Source organism: Bacillus sp. NPDC094064, from assembly GCF_050279585.1.
Classification (GTDB): Bacteria; Bacillota; Bacilli; order Bacillales; family Bacillaceae_G; genus Bacillus_A.
Genome location: NZ_JBNNUI010000003.1, coordinates 1 through 17879 on the forward strand (window position 1 = coordinate 1; position 17879 = coordinate 17879).

12 protein-coding genes are annotated in these 17879 nt (G+C 34.5%); 2 read left to right on the forward strand and 10 right to left on the reverse strand.

The window, feature by feature from the left end:
- Window positions 1–207: 207 nt before the first annotated feature.
- The 6 genes from ACQKNI_RS07815 to ACQKNI_RS07840 all read right to left on the reverse strand — a co-directional run bounded on the left by ACQKNI_RS07815 (window position 208) and on the right by ACQKNI_RS07840 (window position 9558).
- Window positions 208–1902 carry a peptide ABC transporter substrate-binding protein gene (locus ACQKNI_RS07815; protein ID WP_427282301.1) on the reverse strand — a complete coding sequence of 565 codons (1695 nt, stop codon included), beginning with the start codon at window positions 1900–1902 and terminating at the stop codon, window positions 208–210.
- Window positions 1903–2321: 419 nt separating this feature from the next.
- The gene (locus tag ACQKNI_RS07820) at window positions 2322–4037 is read right to left on the reverse strand and encodes a peptide ABC transporter substrate-binding protein (protein ID WP_140417536.1); all 1716 of its coding nucleotides are present in this window, start codon (window positions 4035–4037) and stop codon (window positions 2322–2324) included.
- A gap of 303 nt (window positions 4038–4340) precedes the next feature.
- Window positions 4341–6044: a peptide ABC transporter substrate-binding protein gene (locus ACQKNI_RS07825; RefSeq protein ID WP_088233212.1), complete on the reverse strand. Its 1704-nt coding sequence runs from the start codon at window positions 6042–6044 to the stop codon at window positions 4341–4343.
- Between the two features lie 348 nt (window positions 6045–6392).
- On the reverse strand, window positions 6393–7655 hold the full coding sequence (locus ACQKNI_RS07830) for a dicarboxylate/amino acid:cation symporter (RefSeq protein ID WP_088233211.1): 1263 nt from the start codon (window positions 7653–7655) through the stop codon (window positions 6393–6395).
- A gap of 210 nt (window positions 7656–7865) precedes the next feature.
- A complete protein-coding gene (locus tag ACQKNI_RS07835) occupies window positions 7866–8672 on the reverse strand; it encodes an ABC transporter permease subunit (RefSeq protein ID WP_098252614.1) in 807 nt (268 codons plus the stop codon).
- Window positions 8665–9558, reverse strand: coding sequence for an ABC transporter ATP-binding protein (locus tag ACQKNI_RS07840; RefSeq protein WP_088233209.1), 894 nt, complete (start codon window positions 9556–9558; stop codon window positions 8665–8667). The genes ACQKNI_RS07835 and ACQKNI_RS07840 overlap by 8 nt, the downstream gene beginning before the upstream one ends.
- 164 nt (window positions 9559–9722) lie before the next feature.
- Here ACQKNI_RS07840 and ACQKNI_RS07845 point away from each other — a divergent pair, with 164 nt between their 5' ends.
- Window positions 9723–10316: a TetR/AcrR family transcriptional regulator gene (locus tag ACQKNI_RS07845; protein WP_088233208.1), complete on the forward strand. Its 594-nt coding sequence runs from the start codon at window positions 9723–9725 to the stop codon at window positions 10314–10316.
- 93 nt (window positions 10317–10409) lie between these two features.
- Here ACQKNI_RS07845 and ACQKNI_RS07850 read toward each other — a convergent pair whose 3' ends face one another.
- Entirely contained in the window at window positions 10410–11378 is a 969-nt protein-coding gene (locus ACQKNI_RS07850; protein ID WP_098945714.1) for a helix-turn-helix transcriptional regulator, read from the reverse strand.
- 57 nt (window positions 11379–11435) lie between these two features.
- Here ACQKNI_RS07850 and ACQKNI_RS07855 point away from each other — a divergent pair, with 57 nt between their 5' ends.
- Window positions 11436–11879: a VOC family protein gene (locus ACQKNI_RS07855; RefSeq protein ID WP_098252611.1), complete on the forward strand. Its 444-nt coding sequence runs from the start codon at window positions 11436–11438 to the stop codon at window positions 11877–11879.
- 56 nt (window positions 11880–11935) lie between these two features.
- Here ACQKNI_RS07855 and ACQKNI_RS07860 read toward each other — a convergent pair whose 3' ends face one another.
- The 3 genes from ACQKNI_RS07860 to parE form a co-directional block, all read right to left on the reverse strand.
- Window positions 11936–12967: an oxidoreductase gene (locus ACQKNI_RS07860; RefSeq protein WP_098945715.1), complete on the reverse strand. Its 1032-nt coding sequence runs from the start codon at window positions 12965–12967 to the stop codon at window positions 11936–11938.
- A gap of 314 nt (window positions 12968–13281) precedes the next feature.
- Window positions 13282–15705, reverse strand: a complete 2424-nt coding sequence (gene parC / locus ACQKNI_RS07865) for a DNA topoisomerase IV subunit A (RefSeq protein WP_088233204.1) — start codon at window positions 15703–15705, stop codon at window positions 13282–13284.
- Between the two features lies 1 nt (window position 15706).
- The gene (gene parE / locus ACQKNI_RS07870; RefSeq protein WP_088233203.1) at window positions 15707–17671 is read right to left on the reverse strand and encodes a DNA topoisomerase IV subunit B; all 1965 of its coding nucleotides are present in this window, start codon (window positions 17669–17671) and stop codon (window positions 15707–15709) included.
- Window positions 17672–17879: the final 208 nt, after the last annotated feature.

The window sequence follows — 17879 nt, forward strand, 5'->3', positions numbered from 1 at the left end:
GTAGTTCAATCAGCTTTAGGGATTGCCCGCAGTTAACCCTCACTACTAGCCAATCACTTGACTAGCAGGGCTTACTGATATATTTAATTAACTTTGGTTATAATTGGTTAAATAAATCATAACAGTTAATTACCCTTTTTTATTTTATATATTCGTGGAAAGAAGAAAAGTGCATAAAAAAAGGGCGCATCATGTGCGCCCTTCATCTTATTTTTCATCACCGATATATGCCCATTTGTAGCTGTAATCTCCACCAACTGGATGGTGAACAATACCTTTTACTTTCGGTCTTTGAACGAGAGCATCACCACGTTGGTATAATGGTGCAATTGCAGCATCTTCAAGTAGCATTTTCTCAGCTTTCAGTAAGCTATCCCAACGCTCTTTCGTTTTCGTTAATAGCTCGCCTTTACCTTTTTCTACAATTTCATCATATTTCGGATTTGAGTATCCAGTTTGGTTATGAGGACCATTTGTAACGAACATATCAATGAATGTCATTGGATCTAAGTAGTCAGGTCCCCAACCAGCGTAAGATAAATCATAATCTTGTTCTGATTCTAATTTTAATTTTTGTTTAAACGGCTGATTTTTCAAATTCACTGTTAAGCCCGGTAAGTTTTTCTCAAGCTCACCTTTTAAGAACTCTCCTACTTTTTTCGCATTATCGCTATCATAGTTTAATAGCTCAATCGTTACTTGCTCTTTTCCAAGCTCTTTTTTCGCTTTTTCCCAATGTTCTTTTGCCTTTTTCACATCTGTTTTTAAAATATCACCGTTATCTTTACGGAAGTCTTTTCCATCTGGACTCTTCGCAAATTCTTTTGGCACTAAGTAATCAGCTGGTGTAGATCCGTCATTTAAAATAACATTCGTTAAGCCTTTTTTATCGTACGCCATCGCAATCGCTAAACGTAAATCTTTACTCTTTAACGCTGTGTCATGACCACCACGTTTTTGGTTTAAACGTAAGAAGTACGTTGATGGTGTTTTTTGTGTAAAGAAGTCTGGATTTGATTTATATTTATCAACCATTTCAGACGTAAGTCCAGTACGATCGATTTGCCCACTTTCATATAAGTTAACTCGTGTACCGCTATCTTTTACTACGTTAAAGTTGATTTCTTCTAACTTAACTGTTTTATTATCCCAGTATTGTGCATTTTTCTTTAATTTCCAACCTTCTTCATGTTTCCAGTCTGTTAATGTAAATGGTCCGTTGTATAACGTTGTATCTGATTCTAAACCGTATTTTTCTCCTTTTTCTTTTACGAATTTTTCATTTAACGGATAGAATGTTCCGAATGAAGTTAATTCTACAAAGTAAGGAACTGGATTTTCTAATTCTACCTCTAGTGTGTAGTCATCTACAGCTTTTACACCTAACGTATCCAGTGGTGCTTTTCCATCATTAATTGCTTTTGCATTCTTTATATCAAACATAATGTATGCATATTCCGCTGCTGTATTTTTATCTACCGCACGTTTCCAAGAGAATACGAAATCCTTCGCTGTTACAGGTTCTCCATTTGACCATTTCGCATTTTTATTTAATGTAAATGTATACTTTTTACCATCGTCACTCTTTTTATATGATTCAGCAACCCCTGGTGTTGCTTTATTATCTTTATCAAGTCGATATAAACCTTCCATTACGTTGTTTAAAGCAAGAAACGATACTTGGTCTGTCGCTTTTGAAGAATCCATAGATGGAATCTCTTGGCTTTCTGTTAAATTCAGTACTTGCTTCGCTGCTAATTTTCCGCCTTCTTTTTCACCGCTTTTCGGTGTTGTGCTTGCCTTTTCTTTTTCCCCTGATCCAGAGCAAGCTGTTAATGCCATACTCATTACTAAAACTGGTGCTACGACCGCTGTAAATTTTTTCATCTTTTTTCTCTTCATTTTCTTGTACCCTCCCCAATTATATGTACGATATTAACATTTAGAAGTTCTCTAGTAACTTTCGTTATCAGAAAATTCTTATTAATTAATATTCTACTATTTTTTCGCATTTTGTAAAGTAGTTTTGTAAAATTTCTAAATTTTTTAACTTTTTCAATAATAGAAACTTGTTATTTTACTATTATTACTGTACGAATTATTCCCCATCTACTATATGTACACCTATCTACTCTTATTCTTCTATATTTGTCTTATTAATGTTTAACCTCTGCTTACCACTCATCTAATCGATTTCTAAATTCCTTCTAATATACTATAGCGGCATTTTAACAGCGCTTTCTACAATGATGCGCATTCCTCTTATACATACTAAAAAAGCATTTCAAAAGCAGCTCAGCCACTTTTGAAATGCTTTCACATTATTTTTTCCCGCCATCCTCAGTTACATACGCCCACTTAAAGCTATATTCTGGACTGATGTTGTGTTTCACAATTCCTTTTACATTCGGTTTCATTACATATGATCTTCCCGTTTGATATAAAGGAACTAATCCAGCATCTTCTTCAAGGAATAATTTTTCTGCTTTTCCTAACGTTTCCCAACGTTTCTTCGGATCAGACAGTAATTCATTACCTGCTTTCTGTACCATCTCATCGTATTTCGGGTTTGAATAACTCATTTGGTTATATGGGCTCTTCGATTCAAACATATCAATAAATGTCATTGGATCCGCATAGTCTGGGCTCCAACCTGCATAAGAGATTTCATAATCTTGCGCTGACTCTAATTTTAACTTTTGTTTGAACGGCTGAATTTTCGTATTAATCGTTACACCTTTTAAATTTTTCTCAATTTGATCTTTAACATAATCAGCAATCTTTTTCGCAGTTCCATCATCATAGCTTAGTAATTCAATTGTAACTTGATCTTTTCCAAGTTCCTTTTTCGCTTCTTCCCATGCAGCTGCTGCTTTTTTCGTATCTTGTTTCAGACCATTTTTAAACGTATCTTGGTAATCTTTACCGTCAGGTCCCGTCGCAAGCCCTTTCGGAACCAATTGATCCGTTGCTTTTGATCCATTATTTAATATAACGTTTGCCAATCCTTTTTTATCAACTGATAATGCAATTGCTTCACGAAGCTTTTTGCTCTTTAATGGTGTATCTTGTCCGTTACGTTTTTGATTTAAACGTAAGAAGAATGTGCTTGATTCTGCATACTCACCGTATTCATCTTTGTTCGATTTATATTTATCTACAAATTCTCCTGATAGTAATGTAAAGTCGATCGATCCTGTATCATATAAATTCACTTTCGTAGCAACTTCTTTTACAACGCTATAATTAATTTCTTCTAATTTCACAGTCTTCTTATCCCAATACTTATCATTTTTCTTAAGCTGCCATCCTTGCTCATGTTTCCATGAAGACATAACGAATGGTCCATTATACACCGTTGTATCTGCTTCTAAACCGAACTTATCTCCTTTTTCTTTTACGAACTTTTCATTTAACGGATAGTATGACGGGAATGCTAATAAGTTTAAGAAATATGGCACTGGCTTTTCTAATTCTACTTCTAATGTATAATCATCTACCGCTTTTGCTCCTAATTCCGTTACAGGTTTTTCACCTTTATTAATCGCCTCTGCATTTTTAATATAATAGGCAATAAACGCATATTCTGCAGCTGTATTCTTATCAAGTAAGCGCTGCCATCCATATACGAAATCTTTTGCTGTTACAGGATCACCATTCGACCATTTCGCATCTTTCCGTAGTTTAAATGTATATTTTTTGCCATCTTCGCTTTTCGTACTAGATTCTGCCGCAGCAGGAATTGGCTTATTATCTTTATCAAGACGATATAATCCTTCCATCGTGTTTCCTAAAATTTGTGCACCTAACGTATCAGTAGATTTAGAAGTGTCCATCGTCGGAATTTCTTGATTTTCTGTACGATTTAATACTTGTTTCGCTGCATATTTAATATCAGATTGTTTTTCTTCCCCACTATTAGATGTAGTATTCGTTTTCTTTTCCCCACCTGATCCAGAGCATGCTGTCAATGCCATACTCATCGCTAAAACTGGTACTACAACTGCTGTTAATTTTTTCATCTTTTTTCTCTTCATTTTTGTATCCTCCCTAATTATATGTACATTACCAACCCTTGAGAGACCCTAGCTAACTTTTATTTTTCAGAAAATTAGAACTAATGTTATTCTACTCTTTTTTTCGCGTTTGTAAATAGTTTTATTTTAAATATTCTGATTTCTTTATTCGTAATTTAGTATGATTTATCCCCCATCTACTATATGTACATACTATATGCCTTATTCTTCTCTATTTAACTGCACTAAAAATTAATATTTTAAGCTCACTAAAAAAAGCATTTCAAAGTAGCTTAGCCACTTTGAAATGCTTTTGAATCTCTATTATTTTTCAGTTACATATGCCCATTTAAAGCTAAATTCTGGACTGATATTATGTTTTACTACACCTTTTACATTTGGTTGTAAAACATAAGAATCTCCACGTTGATATAAAGGTACAATCGCTACATCCTCTTCAAGTAATGTTTTTTCAGCTTTCCCTAACTCTTCCCAACGTTTTTTCGAATCATTCATTAATTCAGTTCCAGCCTTCTTCACCATTTCATCATATTTAGGATCAGAGAAGCTCATTTGGTTGTGAGAATGCTTAGACTCAAACATATCTAAGAACGTCATTGGATCTGCATAATCTGGGTTCCAACCACCATACGAAATATCATACTGTTGCTCAGACTCTAATTTTAGTTTTTGCTTAAATGGTTGAAGTTTAATGTTAACTGTTACACCTTTTAAGTTTTTCTCAATCTGGTCCTTAATATATTCTCCAACTTTTTTCGCATTACCAGTATCGTAGTTTAAGAATTCAATTGTAATTTCATCTTTCCCAAGCTCTTTTTTCGCTTCTTCCCAAGCTGCAGCAGCTTTTTTCTCATTTGGTTTCAAACCATTTTTAAATGTTTCTTGGAAGTCTTTACCGTCCGGTCCAGTTGCTAAGCCTTTTGGTACTAAAGAGTCAATTTCTTTTGATCCATCATTTAAAATTACGTTTGCTAAATTCTTTTTATCAATTGATAGTGCAATTGCTTCACGTAATTTTTTGCTCTTTAATGGCGTATCTTGTCCATCACGTTTTTGGTTCATACGAATGAAATACGTACTCACTTGTGAATATGTTCCAAATTCATCTTTTTTACTTCTGTATTTATCAACGAACTCTCCATTTAATAAAGCAAAGTCAACTTGACCGCTATCATATAGATTGACTAAAGTCGCAGCCTCTTTAACAACACTAAAGTTTACTTCTTCAAGTTTTACAGTCTTTTTATCCCAATATTGATCATTTTTCTTTAATTGCCATCCTTGTTCATGCTTCCAATCTTTAAGAACGAATGGTCCATTATAAACTGTTGTATCAGACTCTAAACCGAACTTCTCGCCCTTTTCTTTTACGAACTTTTCATTTAATGGATAGTATGATGGGAATGCTACTAAGTTTAAGAAGTACGGTACCGCTTGCTCTAACTCAACTTCAAGCGTAAGATCATCTACTGCCTTCACGCCTAATTCAGTTACAGGTTTTTCTCCTTTATTAACAACTTCTGCGTTTTTAATCGGGAATGCGATAAATGCATACTCAGCAGCCGTTTTTGGATCTAATAGACGTTGCCAAGCATATACGAAATCTTTCGCAGTTACTGGATCTCCATTTGACCACTTTGCATCTTTACGTAGTTTGAACGTATATTTTTTACCATCTTCACTTTTCGTGCTAGATTCTGCAGCCGCTGGAATTGGCTTATTGTCTTTATCTAGACGATATAAACCTTCCATCGTATTCCCAAGCATTTGTGAAGATACTGTATCCGTTGATTTAGAAGAATCCATCGTTGGAATCTCTTGTGTTACTGTTCGATTCAATACTTGTTTCGCTGCTAATTTTTCTCCTGAATTACTATCTCCACTAGAGCTAGAATTTGTGCTTGTCTTCTTATCTCCACCTGATGTAGAACATGCTGTTAACGCCATGCTCATTGCTAAAACCGGTGCTACAACTGCTGTTAGTTTTTTCATTTGTTTCTTTTTCATTTTCTGTACCCTCCCTAATTCTAAACGATATCTATTCAAGAATTTTCTGATAATTCTGTTTTTCTTTATATATTTATCAGACGATTCTTACTAATTCTTATTCTACTAATTTTTTGAATTTTGTAAAGTATTATTATTAAAAATTTTTAAAAAATTATTTTCTTACAGTAATATTCATAAAAATTCCATAGAATATTCACATTCTATTTCCCATCCATACAAATGTACCATTTTAATAGTATTTATTATATTTATAGATTAAACCTCTATAAGGTATTGTTAATAAATAATGTATATTTTTAGAAACTCCTTTTCTACAAAAATAAAAAAGTCAGCAATGCTGACTTTTTATCCGGCCATTTTCTCTCTTTTCATTTCCTCTACTACTCTCGTATACTTCTCATCATTGAATTCATTTTCACTTTTTGCAACAACTACAGTTGCAACACCGTTACCAATTAAATTAACGATTGCTCTTGCCTCTGACATGAAACGATCAACACCAAGTAAAAGTGCTAACCCTTCTAACGGGATAACATTAAGTGCAGATAAAGTAGATGCTAATACGATAAACCCTCCACCTGTTACCGCTGCTGCTCCTTTCGATGTAACTAGTAAAATAGCTATTATAGTTAATTGTTGACCTAGTGAAAGATCAATATGAAAAACTTGCGCTAAAAATATAGTTGCCATCGATAAATAAATTGACGTTCCATCTAAGTTAAAAGAGTAACCCGTTGGAATAACTAAGCCCACTACTGGCTTTGAACACCCGAAGTCTTCCATCTTTGTCATCATACGCGGCAGTACAGATTCCGATGATGATGTACCAAGAACAATGAGTAATTCTTCTTTAATATGCACTAAATATTTCCACAAGCTAAATTTATAAAGTTTACAAATAAAATTTAAGACGATAAAAACAAATAATGCCATTGTTGCATATACACAAATCATTAATTTACCTAGTGGTATTAAAGTACTTATACCATATTTCCCAATTGTAAAAGCCATTCCCCCAAAAGCCCCAACTGGTGCCAATTTCATAACAATTGATAATATGTTGAAGAACACTTTCGACAATCTATCAAAAAAATCGATAACAGGTTGTCCGTTTTTTCCAAGCATCGTTAAACCTGCGCCAAATAAAATGGAGAAGAATAATACTTGTAATATATCACCTTTTGCAAATGCCTCGAACATGTTGGAAGGCACAATATGTAAAAAGAAGTCCATCCATTGCATTTCTTGCCCACTTTGGACATATTGCGAAACATCTCCACCCTTTAATTTTGAAGGATCTAATCCATCTCCAGGACGTACGACATTCGCTACGATAATACCAATGATAAGAGCAAAAGTTGTAACAATCTCAAAATACAATAATGCTTTCCCACCAACACGTCCTACCTTTTTCATACTTCCCATACTTGCAATACCAAGCACAATTGTTAAAAAGATAATTGGTGCAATGACCATTTTAATCATATTAATAAACGTCTCACCAATTGGTTTCATTTGTTGTCCGACACTAGGCCAAATCGCTCCTACTGCAATACCACAAATGATTGCCACAATAACTTGGAATGTTAAATTCTTTACAATTTTCATTTTCAATACTCCCCTGTTTCTTTCATTTCTCTCATACTATTTCAATCAATGACAATCATTTATTTTATATAATAGCCCCCTTGCTAATTAAGTTGAATCCCCTTTATTATGTTACACTATTATACATAATTTTAAAATAGTATATAACAATTAATCATAAAAGATATACTATTAAACAAAAAAGTCCACCTTTTCGGTGGACTTTCTACTTTATAACGGTAAATCTCTCTTCCTAAATACCACAATTGCTAGTATAAAGATACAGAGTGCTCCAACAGTTAAACCTATACTTACTGGCCATATATTATACGTTCCATCAGCAATTTCTTTCGGACGAAACAGCGTAAATAATGACAGACTTCTCATCCACTCTAACTTATCGCTTAATTTGCCTACCATATCTAATACGAAAAATAAAATTGTTAAACTTGCTGAATAACTTAGTGCCTTTCTTTCATCATTACATATACAAGAAAAGAAAAATGAATATGCACTAACTACTAAAAATATGAGCCCACCGACTGCGTTTATTTTTAAAAATAATTCTTTATTTAAGTTATTATCTTTTAAAAACCATTCTGCACCTACTATACCCGCTACATACGTAACAAATACAATAATTAGCAGTCCTAATATGAGAACAGCAGCTTGCGTAATGGCAATTCTCACTCTAGATATAGGCGTCGCTAACAAGTATGCCATCGCTCCTTTATCTACATGACGAGCAATTAAATGCGTTGCAACTGTTACGCAAAAAATCGTTAAAATGATAATAAACAATAGGCTATAGTATTCACCAGCTAAAAAATCCATTACGTTTTGAATCGGACTTTCCATGCCAACAATTTTTTTCACACTATCAGGCATAGCACTTATTAATTCATTTAATCCTTTCGCTGATACCATTGAAGGGAATATCCAAATTAACAACCATAAATAAAGAGCTGCACCAGCTGCATAACTAAAAATACTTTTTTGCGTTTCTTTCAAACTAGCTAAAAACAATTGCTTATTCATGCTTTACCCCTTCTTTCTTATCGTAATAATGCATAAATAAATGTTCTAAATCCGTTGCTCTCGTTTGAAGTGCCGTTACATTATAGTTTGATAGTATTTGTAAAACAGTTTGATAGTTTCCTTGTACAATTATCGACGCCTCTCTACCTTTCACCGCTTCAAATTGCAAATCACATTGTGTAAGAGATTCAATCTCTTCCTCAGATGATACGGTTACATCTATCACTTGTCGTCTCATTCCTTGTAGATCATGAATATTTTCAACCGTTACAAGGCGACCATCTTTAATAATCGCTACTCGATCACACGTACGCTCAATTTCAGTGAAAATATGCGACGACATAAGGATTGTTTTTCCTTTTTGCTTTTCCTCTAATATTAAATCTATAAATACTTGCTGCATTAGTGGGTCAAGTCCTGATGTTGGTTCATCTAATATTAAAACCTCTGGATCGTGCATAAAAGCAGCGACGATCCCTACTTTTTGCTTCATTCCTTTAGACATTTTTCGAATCGGTGTTTTCACATCGAATTGCAGACGTTCTATTAGTTCATCTCGTCTTTTCTTATCCTTTAACCCGCGCATTCCTTGCATTAAATTTAGAAACTCTAATCCATTCATTCCTTCAATAAAAGAAATTTCACCTGGTAGATAGCCAACTTCTCTTTGAATTTTCGCTGCATCATCCCAGCAATCTAATCCGAAAATTGATGATTTCCCAGCTGTCGGTTTTATAAATCCCATTAAATTACGAATCGTTGTAGATTTCCCAGCACCATTCGGTCCTAAGTAACCGAATACTTCTCCTTCTTTTACATCAAATGTAATATGAAACAAACCTTTCCCATTCGAAAACTGTTTTGTGACATTTTGAACTGAAATCATAAGTCCACCTCATTTTTTGAAATATTTAATATATGATATTTCAAAATCATTGTACTCCTCATCTTTCATATTCGCAACAACTTTTTGAAATATTTATATGTCCATATTTCAAAAATATTGTTTTCACCTACATTTTCTTGTATATTTTAATTGAGGTGATTGTATTGAACGGCTTTGAAAAAGTGAAAGAAAAGAAAAAACGTGCCATTAAAGAAGCAGCCTTCATATTATTTTCAGAACGTGGATTTAATGAAGTGAAAATAGAACATATTGCAAAAAAAGCAAACGTTTCTCAAGTTACAATTTATAATCATTTCGGAAGTAAAGATGCTTTATTTAGAGAGCTTATACAAGAATTTGTAGAAAATGAATTCCAATACTATAAAGCGTTAGCAGATGAAGATCAGCCTTTTCATGAAATGATGCAAAAGATGATCATTAGAAAAATGAATACTGGCGGTTTATTTCAACCCGATATGTTGCTACAAATGATGCAAAAAGACGAAGCACTCCGAGAATTTATTTATCGTTATCAAAACGAAAAAATCTTACCGTGGTATTTAGAAATTTTAGAACGCGCACAACGTAAAAATGAAATTAATCCAAACCTTTCAAAAGAAATGATGTTACTTTACATTCAAATGTTTACAAAATTAGGTGATGATTTTGGAGCAAAACTTCTTGAAGAAAATCGCGAAAAACATATACAAGATATTGTAACGATGTTCTTTTATGGACTGTCCGTCCCAGAAAAATAATTTTTTCTAAAAAACAAATAAAATCACCAAAAAGCCCTTTGGATATTTAAATCTCAAGGGCTTTTTCATATGAAAAGATGACTAAAACTAACTTTATCTTAAAGAAGTTAAATGTTGCTTTATAGATAATACCTTATTATAGATTAACTCTTTTAGCATAACAGGCTGAATTGAGATAATCGTTTCACCTAAATTCAGAAAATAGTTCGAAATAAAATCGACTTCTTGTTTATTAAAATAGCCTGTTATAATGTAATTTTCATTTTCTTTTTGTATCTTCATGGAAGGATAATTTTCTTTATCGAAAATGTCTTTTCCTTTTTGATTAACAATGACACTAAAATCAATTGCATCAGGCTTTCTGTGAAAAGTAGTAAGATAACTTAATAATTCTTCAAGCTTTTTTGGATTAACATTGCTTGTTTCCACAATAGAAAGAATTTTATCGCATCTAATTATTTGAACACTATTTGTCCCAAAATTAAAAATTTTAGCATACCACTGGCCAAATTTAGATTCGATTCGAATAAATTGTGCGACCAGTGCTTTCTCCTCATCTTTTTTTAAATATGTTAAATGATACACTCGCTCAGCAAAAATCCCCTGTAAAATTTCTTTTAAGAACGGACTAAAATTACTATGATTTGTTACTTCAAAAGAAAGCGTTCGTTCCATAATTGAAATGTTTTTACGCACATCATCAGGTAATACATTTTTAAATTTATTTTCAAGCGCAATACTTTCTATATTGAATGGTTTTGTCTTGTATCCATTTAATGTAAGAATCGAGAAGTACAATGCATACATTTCATCCACACTAAAATAAATTGGTGATAATACACTATTTTCTATAATTTTATAACTTCCATTTCTGCCTAGTTCAGAATATATTGGTACCCCTATTTCTTCCAATGATTGAATATCGCGCAAAGCAGTACTTTTAGAAATAGTATATCTAGCCATTAAGTCTTTTAAATTAAAATATCTTTTATTATTTAAGAAAATAAGCATATCATTTATTCGTTCCGTTTTTTTCATATTTCCCTCCCAAAAAGGTGTCATGTATTGAAACCTTTTTAGTCTATATTATAATTATTAACTAATAAAGGAGTTATATTTATGACATTAGAAATAGCTATTTTTCTTTCAATGAATGGGCAAGCAAAGGAGGCAATTAATTTTTATACACGTAATTTAGAAGCCAAGAAGTTAATGATTGTTACGTATGAAGAACTGGCCAAAAGAGATAGTTCTTTTAAAATTACAAGTGAAAATAAAGAACATATTGCTCACTCTGTTTTACAAATTGGGAATACAAAGCTAATGATAGCAGAAGATACAATGAAGCCTACTGAACGTTATAACGTTGGAAATAACATGTCACTTTGCATTCAAAGTGCTAATTTAGAAGAAATACAAAGGTTTTATAATAATTTAATTTCCGATACGCATGTGAAAATAATCTCTCCGCTAGAAAAAAATATATTTAGTGAAGCGTATGGGATTATTGAAGATCCTTACGGCATACAAATCCAGTTAATGTATGACAAACGATTAAATTAAATAATTAGTCATAGTCGCACATTCCTAATAAAAAAGACACGAAATTCGTGTCTTTTTTATTTTACCGAAATGACTCTACCCGTTTCACTACTTTCAATCGCTAATTGAATCAGTTTAATAACATCTAAACCTTCTTGTGCTGTCACAGGTAATTTCTCACCACTTACAATACTATCTCTTACACCTTTATAATACATGTCATAACAGCCTACTTCTGTCGGAATACGCTCTAGCTTTTCTTCCGTATCTAAAGTAGCAAAATTCTCTTCAGCGTCTGCTCCATAACCGTTATCGCCCGGCTTCATTCCACTTTTCAACTGCTCTTCTTGTGAATCCATACCATATTTCACAATAGAACCTTTGTCTCCATGTAATGTAAAATGCGGTCCTGCTTGTTTCACGTAACTGCTACTATGTAAAATAACACGCTTCACTCCATAATGAAGTACAACGTGGAAATAATCATCAACCTCTGCACCTGGTCGTTGTTTGATTACATCTGCACTTATCGCATCTGGTTTCCCAAATAACGATAATGCCTGGTCAATTAAATGCGAACCTAAATCATACAATATACCTGAACCTGGTAAATTCTTTTCTCTCCAGCGATCACGTACATTAGGGCGGAAACGATCAAAATGCGCTTCATATGCGTATACATTTCCTACTCTATTTTCTTCTAATAATTTCTTTATCGTTAAGAAATCATTATCAAAACGGCGATTATGATATACACTCAATACGACACTATGCTGCTTTGCTAATGCGATAAGTTCTTCCCCTTCTTCGATTGAAACAACAAATGGTTTCTCCACAACAACATGCTTACCATGTAAAATCGCTTCTTTTACATATGGAAAATGAGTTGTGTTCGGTGAAGTAATGACGACTAAATCAACATCCTCTTGCTTTACTAATTCATCAATTGTACTGACGACATTGACGCTTGGTAACGTTTCTTTTACTACTTCTTCTTTTGAGGATAATACAGCACGAATATCATATTCTTTTATCGTTTGTAATAATGGGATATGAAACGTTGTACTAGAAAAACCAAATCCAACAATCCCTACACCTATTTTTTTCATATTTTGCCCCTCCATCTGTCCCGCTTTAACGGGCAGTAAGATTCCTAACTCGAAATTCAGCGGAAGCTAAGAAATTAGATCAGGAATCAACTGCTCGTAAAAGCGCGATTGGTTCAACTAATAATTAGTGGAAACAAAGCCCTCCACTGATTAAAGCTGAACTTTATGAGAACGATTTCATTTCAATATTATAACAAGATTATTTTCATACACATAATAATTTGCCTAGAAAAAAGCATCTCGCTACTATTCATAGCAAGACGCTTCCTTTATCCCGATTAGTGTGAGGCCCCCACACTAATTAAAATTCTGCTTTATTCCGGTCTTTTCTTCGTCCACGTTTCTACTACTTCACCAGTATCATTAACATCTAACACTAAACTACCGTTACTGTACCGGTCTTTATTTCGATACGCTTTCGGATCAATTTCTTCTACGATGTGTTTCTCTGTCTTCATGTAAACTAGTTCATCTTCTCGAACGATTTCAATACCGACAATACGGTACGGGTTACGTTTCAACTCTTTGAAAATAACAAGTCCTCGCTTTGCCCTCGTTGATTTCTCAATTTCTGATGCTTTTAGGCGTTTCACCGCACCACGCTGCGTTACGAGAATAAGTTGATCTTTTTCACCATTTAACGGTTTACCAGAAGCGACATAGTCATCTTCTTTTAAATTTATTGCTTTCACACCAGCAGCCCTAACACCGACTGGACTTACTTCATCTTCATGGAAAATCAGTGCATATGCACCATGCGTTGCAAGAACGATATCACTCGTTCCATCTGTCGCAAATATATCTACAACTTCATCTTCTTTTTTCAAGTTTACAGCAACGAACGCTCTTGAATAGCGCTGTACTTTATATTGGTTTAATTCCGTCTTCTTAATCATACCGTTCCGTGTAACAAATACGATAAATCGTTTTTCTTCCTCAAAATTCGGTACGACAGTTGCCCAAATAATTGTTTCATCCCGGTCGAGTGAAACGATATTCGCAACGTGCTGGCCTAAATCTTTCCAACGAATATCTGGCATTTCGTATACTGGCAGATATATATAGTTTCCTTTATTCGTAAATAGGAGGACTGTCTCTGTCGTATTCGTATCGAATCGTTCAAGTAAGATGTCACCCTCTTTCATACCGAAGTCTTTGCCATTTGAGGCATTATGCGAGCGCCATCCAGTACGTTTCACATATCCTTCTTTCGTTACAGTAACGATGACATCTTCTTGTGGAATCATCACTTCCACATCTATTTTAATTTCCTCAATTTGTTCTTCAATAATAGCGCGGCGATCATCACTATATGTTTTCTTAACTCTCTTTAAATCCGTTTTAATTACTTGAAGTAGTCTTTTCTCACTTTGTAAAATCGACTGTAGCTCTATAATTTTCTTACTAAGCTCATCTGCCTCTTGTTCTAGCGCTGTAATGTCTGTATTCGTTAAACGATATAATTGCAAGGATACAATTGCCTCTGCTTGCGCTTCTGTAAAACCAAATTTCGCACTTAAATTATCTTTCGCATTGCGCTTATCTTTAGAAGCACGAATCGTCTCAATTACTTGGTCTAAAATCGATAATGCTTTCTTTAACCCTTCTACAATATGTTGACGATTTTCCGCTTTTCGTAATTCATATTGTGAACGTCTCGTAACGACTTCTTTTTGATGTCCAATATACGCATCCAAAATTTTTGGTAACGTCATAAGTGTTGGACGACGATTATTAATCGCTACCATATTAAAGTTATATGGAATTTGTAAATCTGTATTTTTATATAAATAATTTAAAATTCCTTCAGCATTTGCTTCTTTTTTTAATTCTACAACAATACGAAGACCTGTACGATCTGTCTCGTCACGAACTTCAGCAATTCCATCTAATTTTTTATCTAGACGTAATTCATCCATTTTCTTAACAAGGTTTGCTTTATTCACTTCGTAAGGAATCTCAGTAATTACGATTTGCTGTTTCCCACCACGAACCGTTTCAACTTCTGCTTTTCCGCGAATAATAATTTTACCTTTACCTGTTTCATACGCCTTTTTAATACCATCAAGCCCTTGAATAATTCCACCTGTCGGGAAATCTGGCCCTTTCATAACTGTTAATAAATCATCAACAGTACTATTCGGCTTATCAATACGCATCATGGTAGCATCAATTACTTCTCCAAGATGATGCGGAGGAATTTCTGTTGCATAACCAGCGGAAATCCCTGTTGATCCGTTCACCAATAAGTTCGGGAACATTGCTGGTAATACAACCGGTTCTTCACTCGTATCATCAAAGTTTGAAACAAATTCTACCGTTTCTTTATCAAGATCACGTAATAACTCTGATGCGATCGGTGATAAACGGGCTTCTGTATAACGCATTGCTGCTGCTGGATCGCCATCAACACTACCGTTATTACCATGCATTTCAACTAAAACATTACGTACTTTCCAAGTTTGGCTTAAACGTACCATCGCCTCATATACAGAGGAATCACCATGCGGATGATAGTTACCGATAACATTACCTACTGTTTTAGCTGATTTACGAAACGCTTTATCATGGACGTTCCCTTCTACATACATAGAATATAAAATACGTCTTTGTACTGGTTTTAAACCGTCACGTGCATCTGGAAGTGCTCGGTCTTGAATTATATATTTACTATAACGTGCAAAGCGGTCACCTAACACGTCTTCAAGCGGGAGGTCATGAAACTTCTCTGCTTGCATGTTATTCCACCTCCGTTTCCATTATCATTTCATTTTCTAAAATATTTCCTTCTTCTTGCATACCAAATTGTACGTTGCGTTCAATCCATTTACGACGAGGTTCTACTTTATCTCCCATTAACGTTGTAACGCGGCGCTCTGCTCTTGCTGCATCATCAATTTTCACGCGAATTAACGTACGCGTTTCAGGATTCATTGTCGTTTCCCATAATTGATCCGCATTCATTTCACCAAGCCCTTTGTAGCGCTGTAACATATAGCCTTTTCCAACCTTTTTCGTTACACCATCTAATTCCTCATCTGACCATGCGTATTCAATTACTTCACTCTTCCCTTTACCTTTACTTACTTTATATAAAGGTGGAAGTGCGATAAATACTTTGCCAGCTTCGATAAGTGGTTTCATATATCTGTAGAAGAAAGTTAGTAACAATACTTGAATGTGAGCTCCATCTGTATCGGCATCGGTCATAATTACCACTTTATCGTAGTTAATATCTTCAACATCGAATTCATTCCCTACGCCGCCACCAATCGCATAAATGATTGTATTAATTTCTTCATTTTTAAAGATATCAGCAAGTTTTGCTTTTTCTGTATTAATTACCTTACCGCGTAATGGTAATACCGCTTGGAAACGACGATCTCGTCCTTGCTTTGCAGAACCACCGGCAGAGTCACCCTCTACTAGGTACAGTTCATTTTTTTGTGGATTACGTGATTGTGCAGGTGTTAATTTCCCACTTAACGTACCTTCTGATTTCTTTTTCTTTTTGCCAGTACGTGCTTCTTCTCTTGCTTTACGAGCAGCTTCACGCGCTTGCGCTGCTTTAATCGCCTTTCTCACAAGAAGAGTAGCTACATCCGGATTTTCTTCTAAAAAGTATGCTAAATGCTCAGATACAATCGCATCAATTGAAGAACGCGCTTCACTTGTACCTAGCTTCCCTTTCGTTTGCCCTTCAAACTGAAGTACTTCTTCTGGTACACGTACGGAAACGATAGCCGCTACACCTTCACGAATATCTGTACCTTCTAAGTTTTTATCTTTTTCTTTTAATAGCGAAACTTTACGAGCATACTCATTAAACACACGTGTCATCGCTGTCTTAAATCCAGCTTCGTGTGTTCCACCATCTTTTGTACGTACGTTATTTACAAACGACAGAATGTTTTCTGAGTAACCATCGTTAAATTGAAATGCTAGTTCTGCTTCAATCCCATTTTGTTCACCAGTGAAGTATACAACTGGATGAATGGAATCTTTTTCTTCGTTTAAATATGAAACGAAAGCTTCAATTCCTGTTTCATAATGAAATACATCTTCTAGATCATTTCGTTCGTCTTTTATTGAAATCTTCATTCCTTTTAATAAGAATGCTGATTCGCGTAATCTTTCACATAATGTTTCATAATTGTAATTCGTTGTACTGAAAATCGTTGTATCTGGTTTAAAATGCATCGTTGTACCAGATTCTTTCGTTTTTCCGATTTTCTCTAACGTCGTTGCAGGGATACCACCATTTTCAAAGCGTTGTTCATAAACATTTCCATCACGCTTAATCGTTACGACTAACCATTCTGACAAAGCGTTTACAACTGATGCCCCAACACCGTGTAAACCACCACTCGTTTTATAGCCGCCTTGACCAAACTTACCACCAGCATGAAGTACAGTTAATATAACTTCAGGTGTAGGTTTCCCAAGTTTATGCATTCCCGTAGGCATTCCTCGCCCTTTATCAATAACACTAATACTATTATCTTTATGTATTACGACAGAAATTTCGTCGCCAAATCCCGCTAACGCCTCGTCAACGGAGTTATCTACTATTTCATATACTAAATGATGCAATCCACGGCTATCCGTACTCCCGATATACATACCCGGGCGTTTTCGAACGGCTTCAAGTCCTTCTAACACTTGAATTGCATCTTCATTATATTGGAACTGATGCTTCGCCAAACTCCTTGCCCCTTTCCTAATCAAATCAGAACATATGTTTCTATTATAGAATAACGCCTCGACTATAGTTTTGGCAAGTTATCTTATCTCTTTTATATACCATTTTCAATAGAAAAATCCTTGTTTTTTTCACAAGGATTCCTCTAGGCTACTATTTCAGAAAAATAATCGTTTGTCAACGAGAATTGGATATGTATTCCAAGATTAC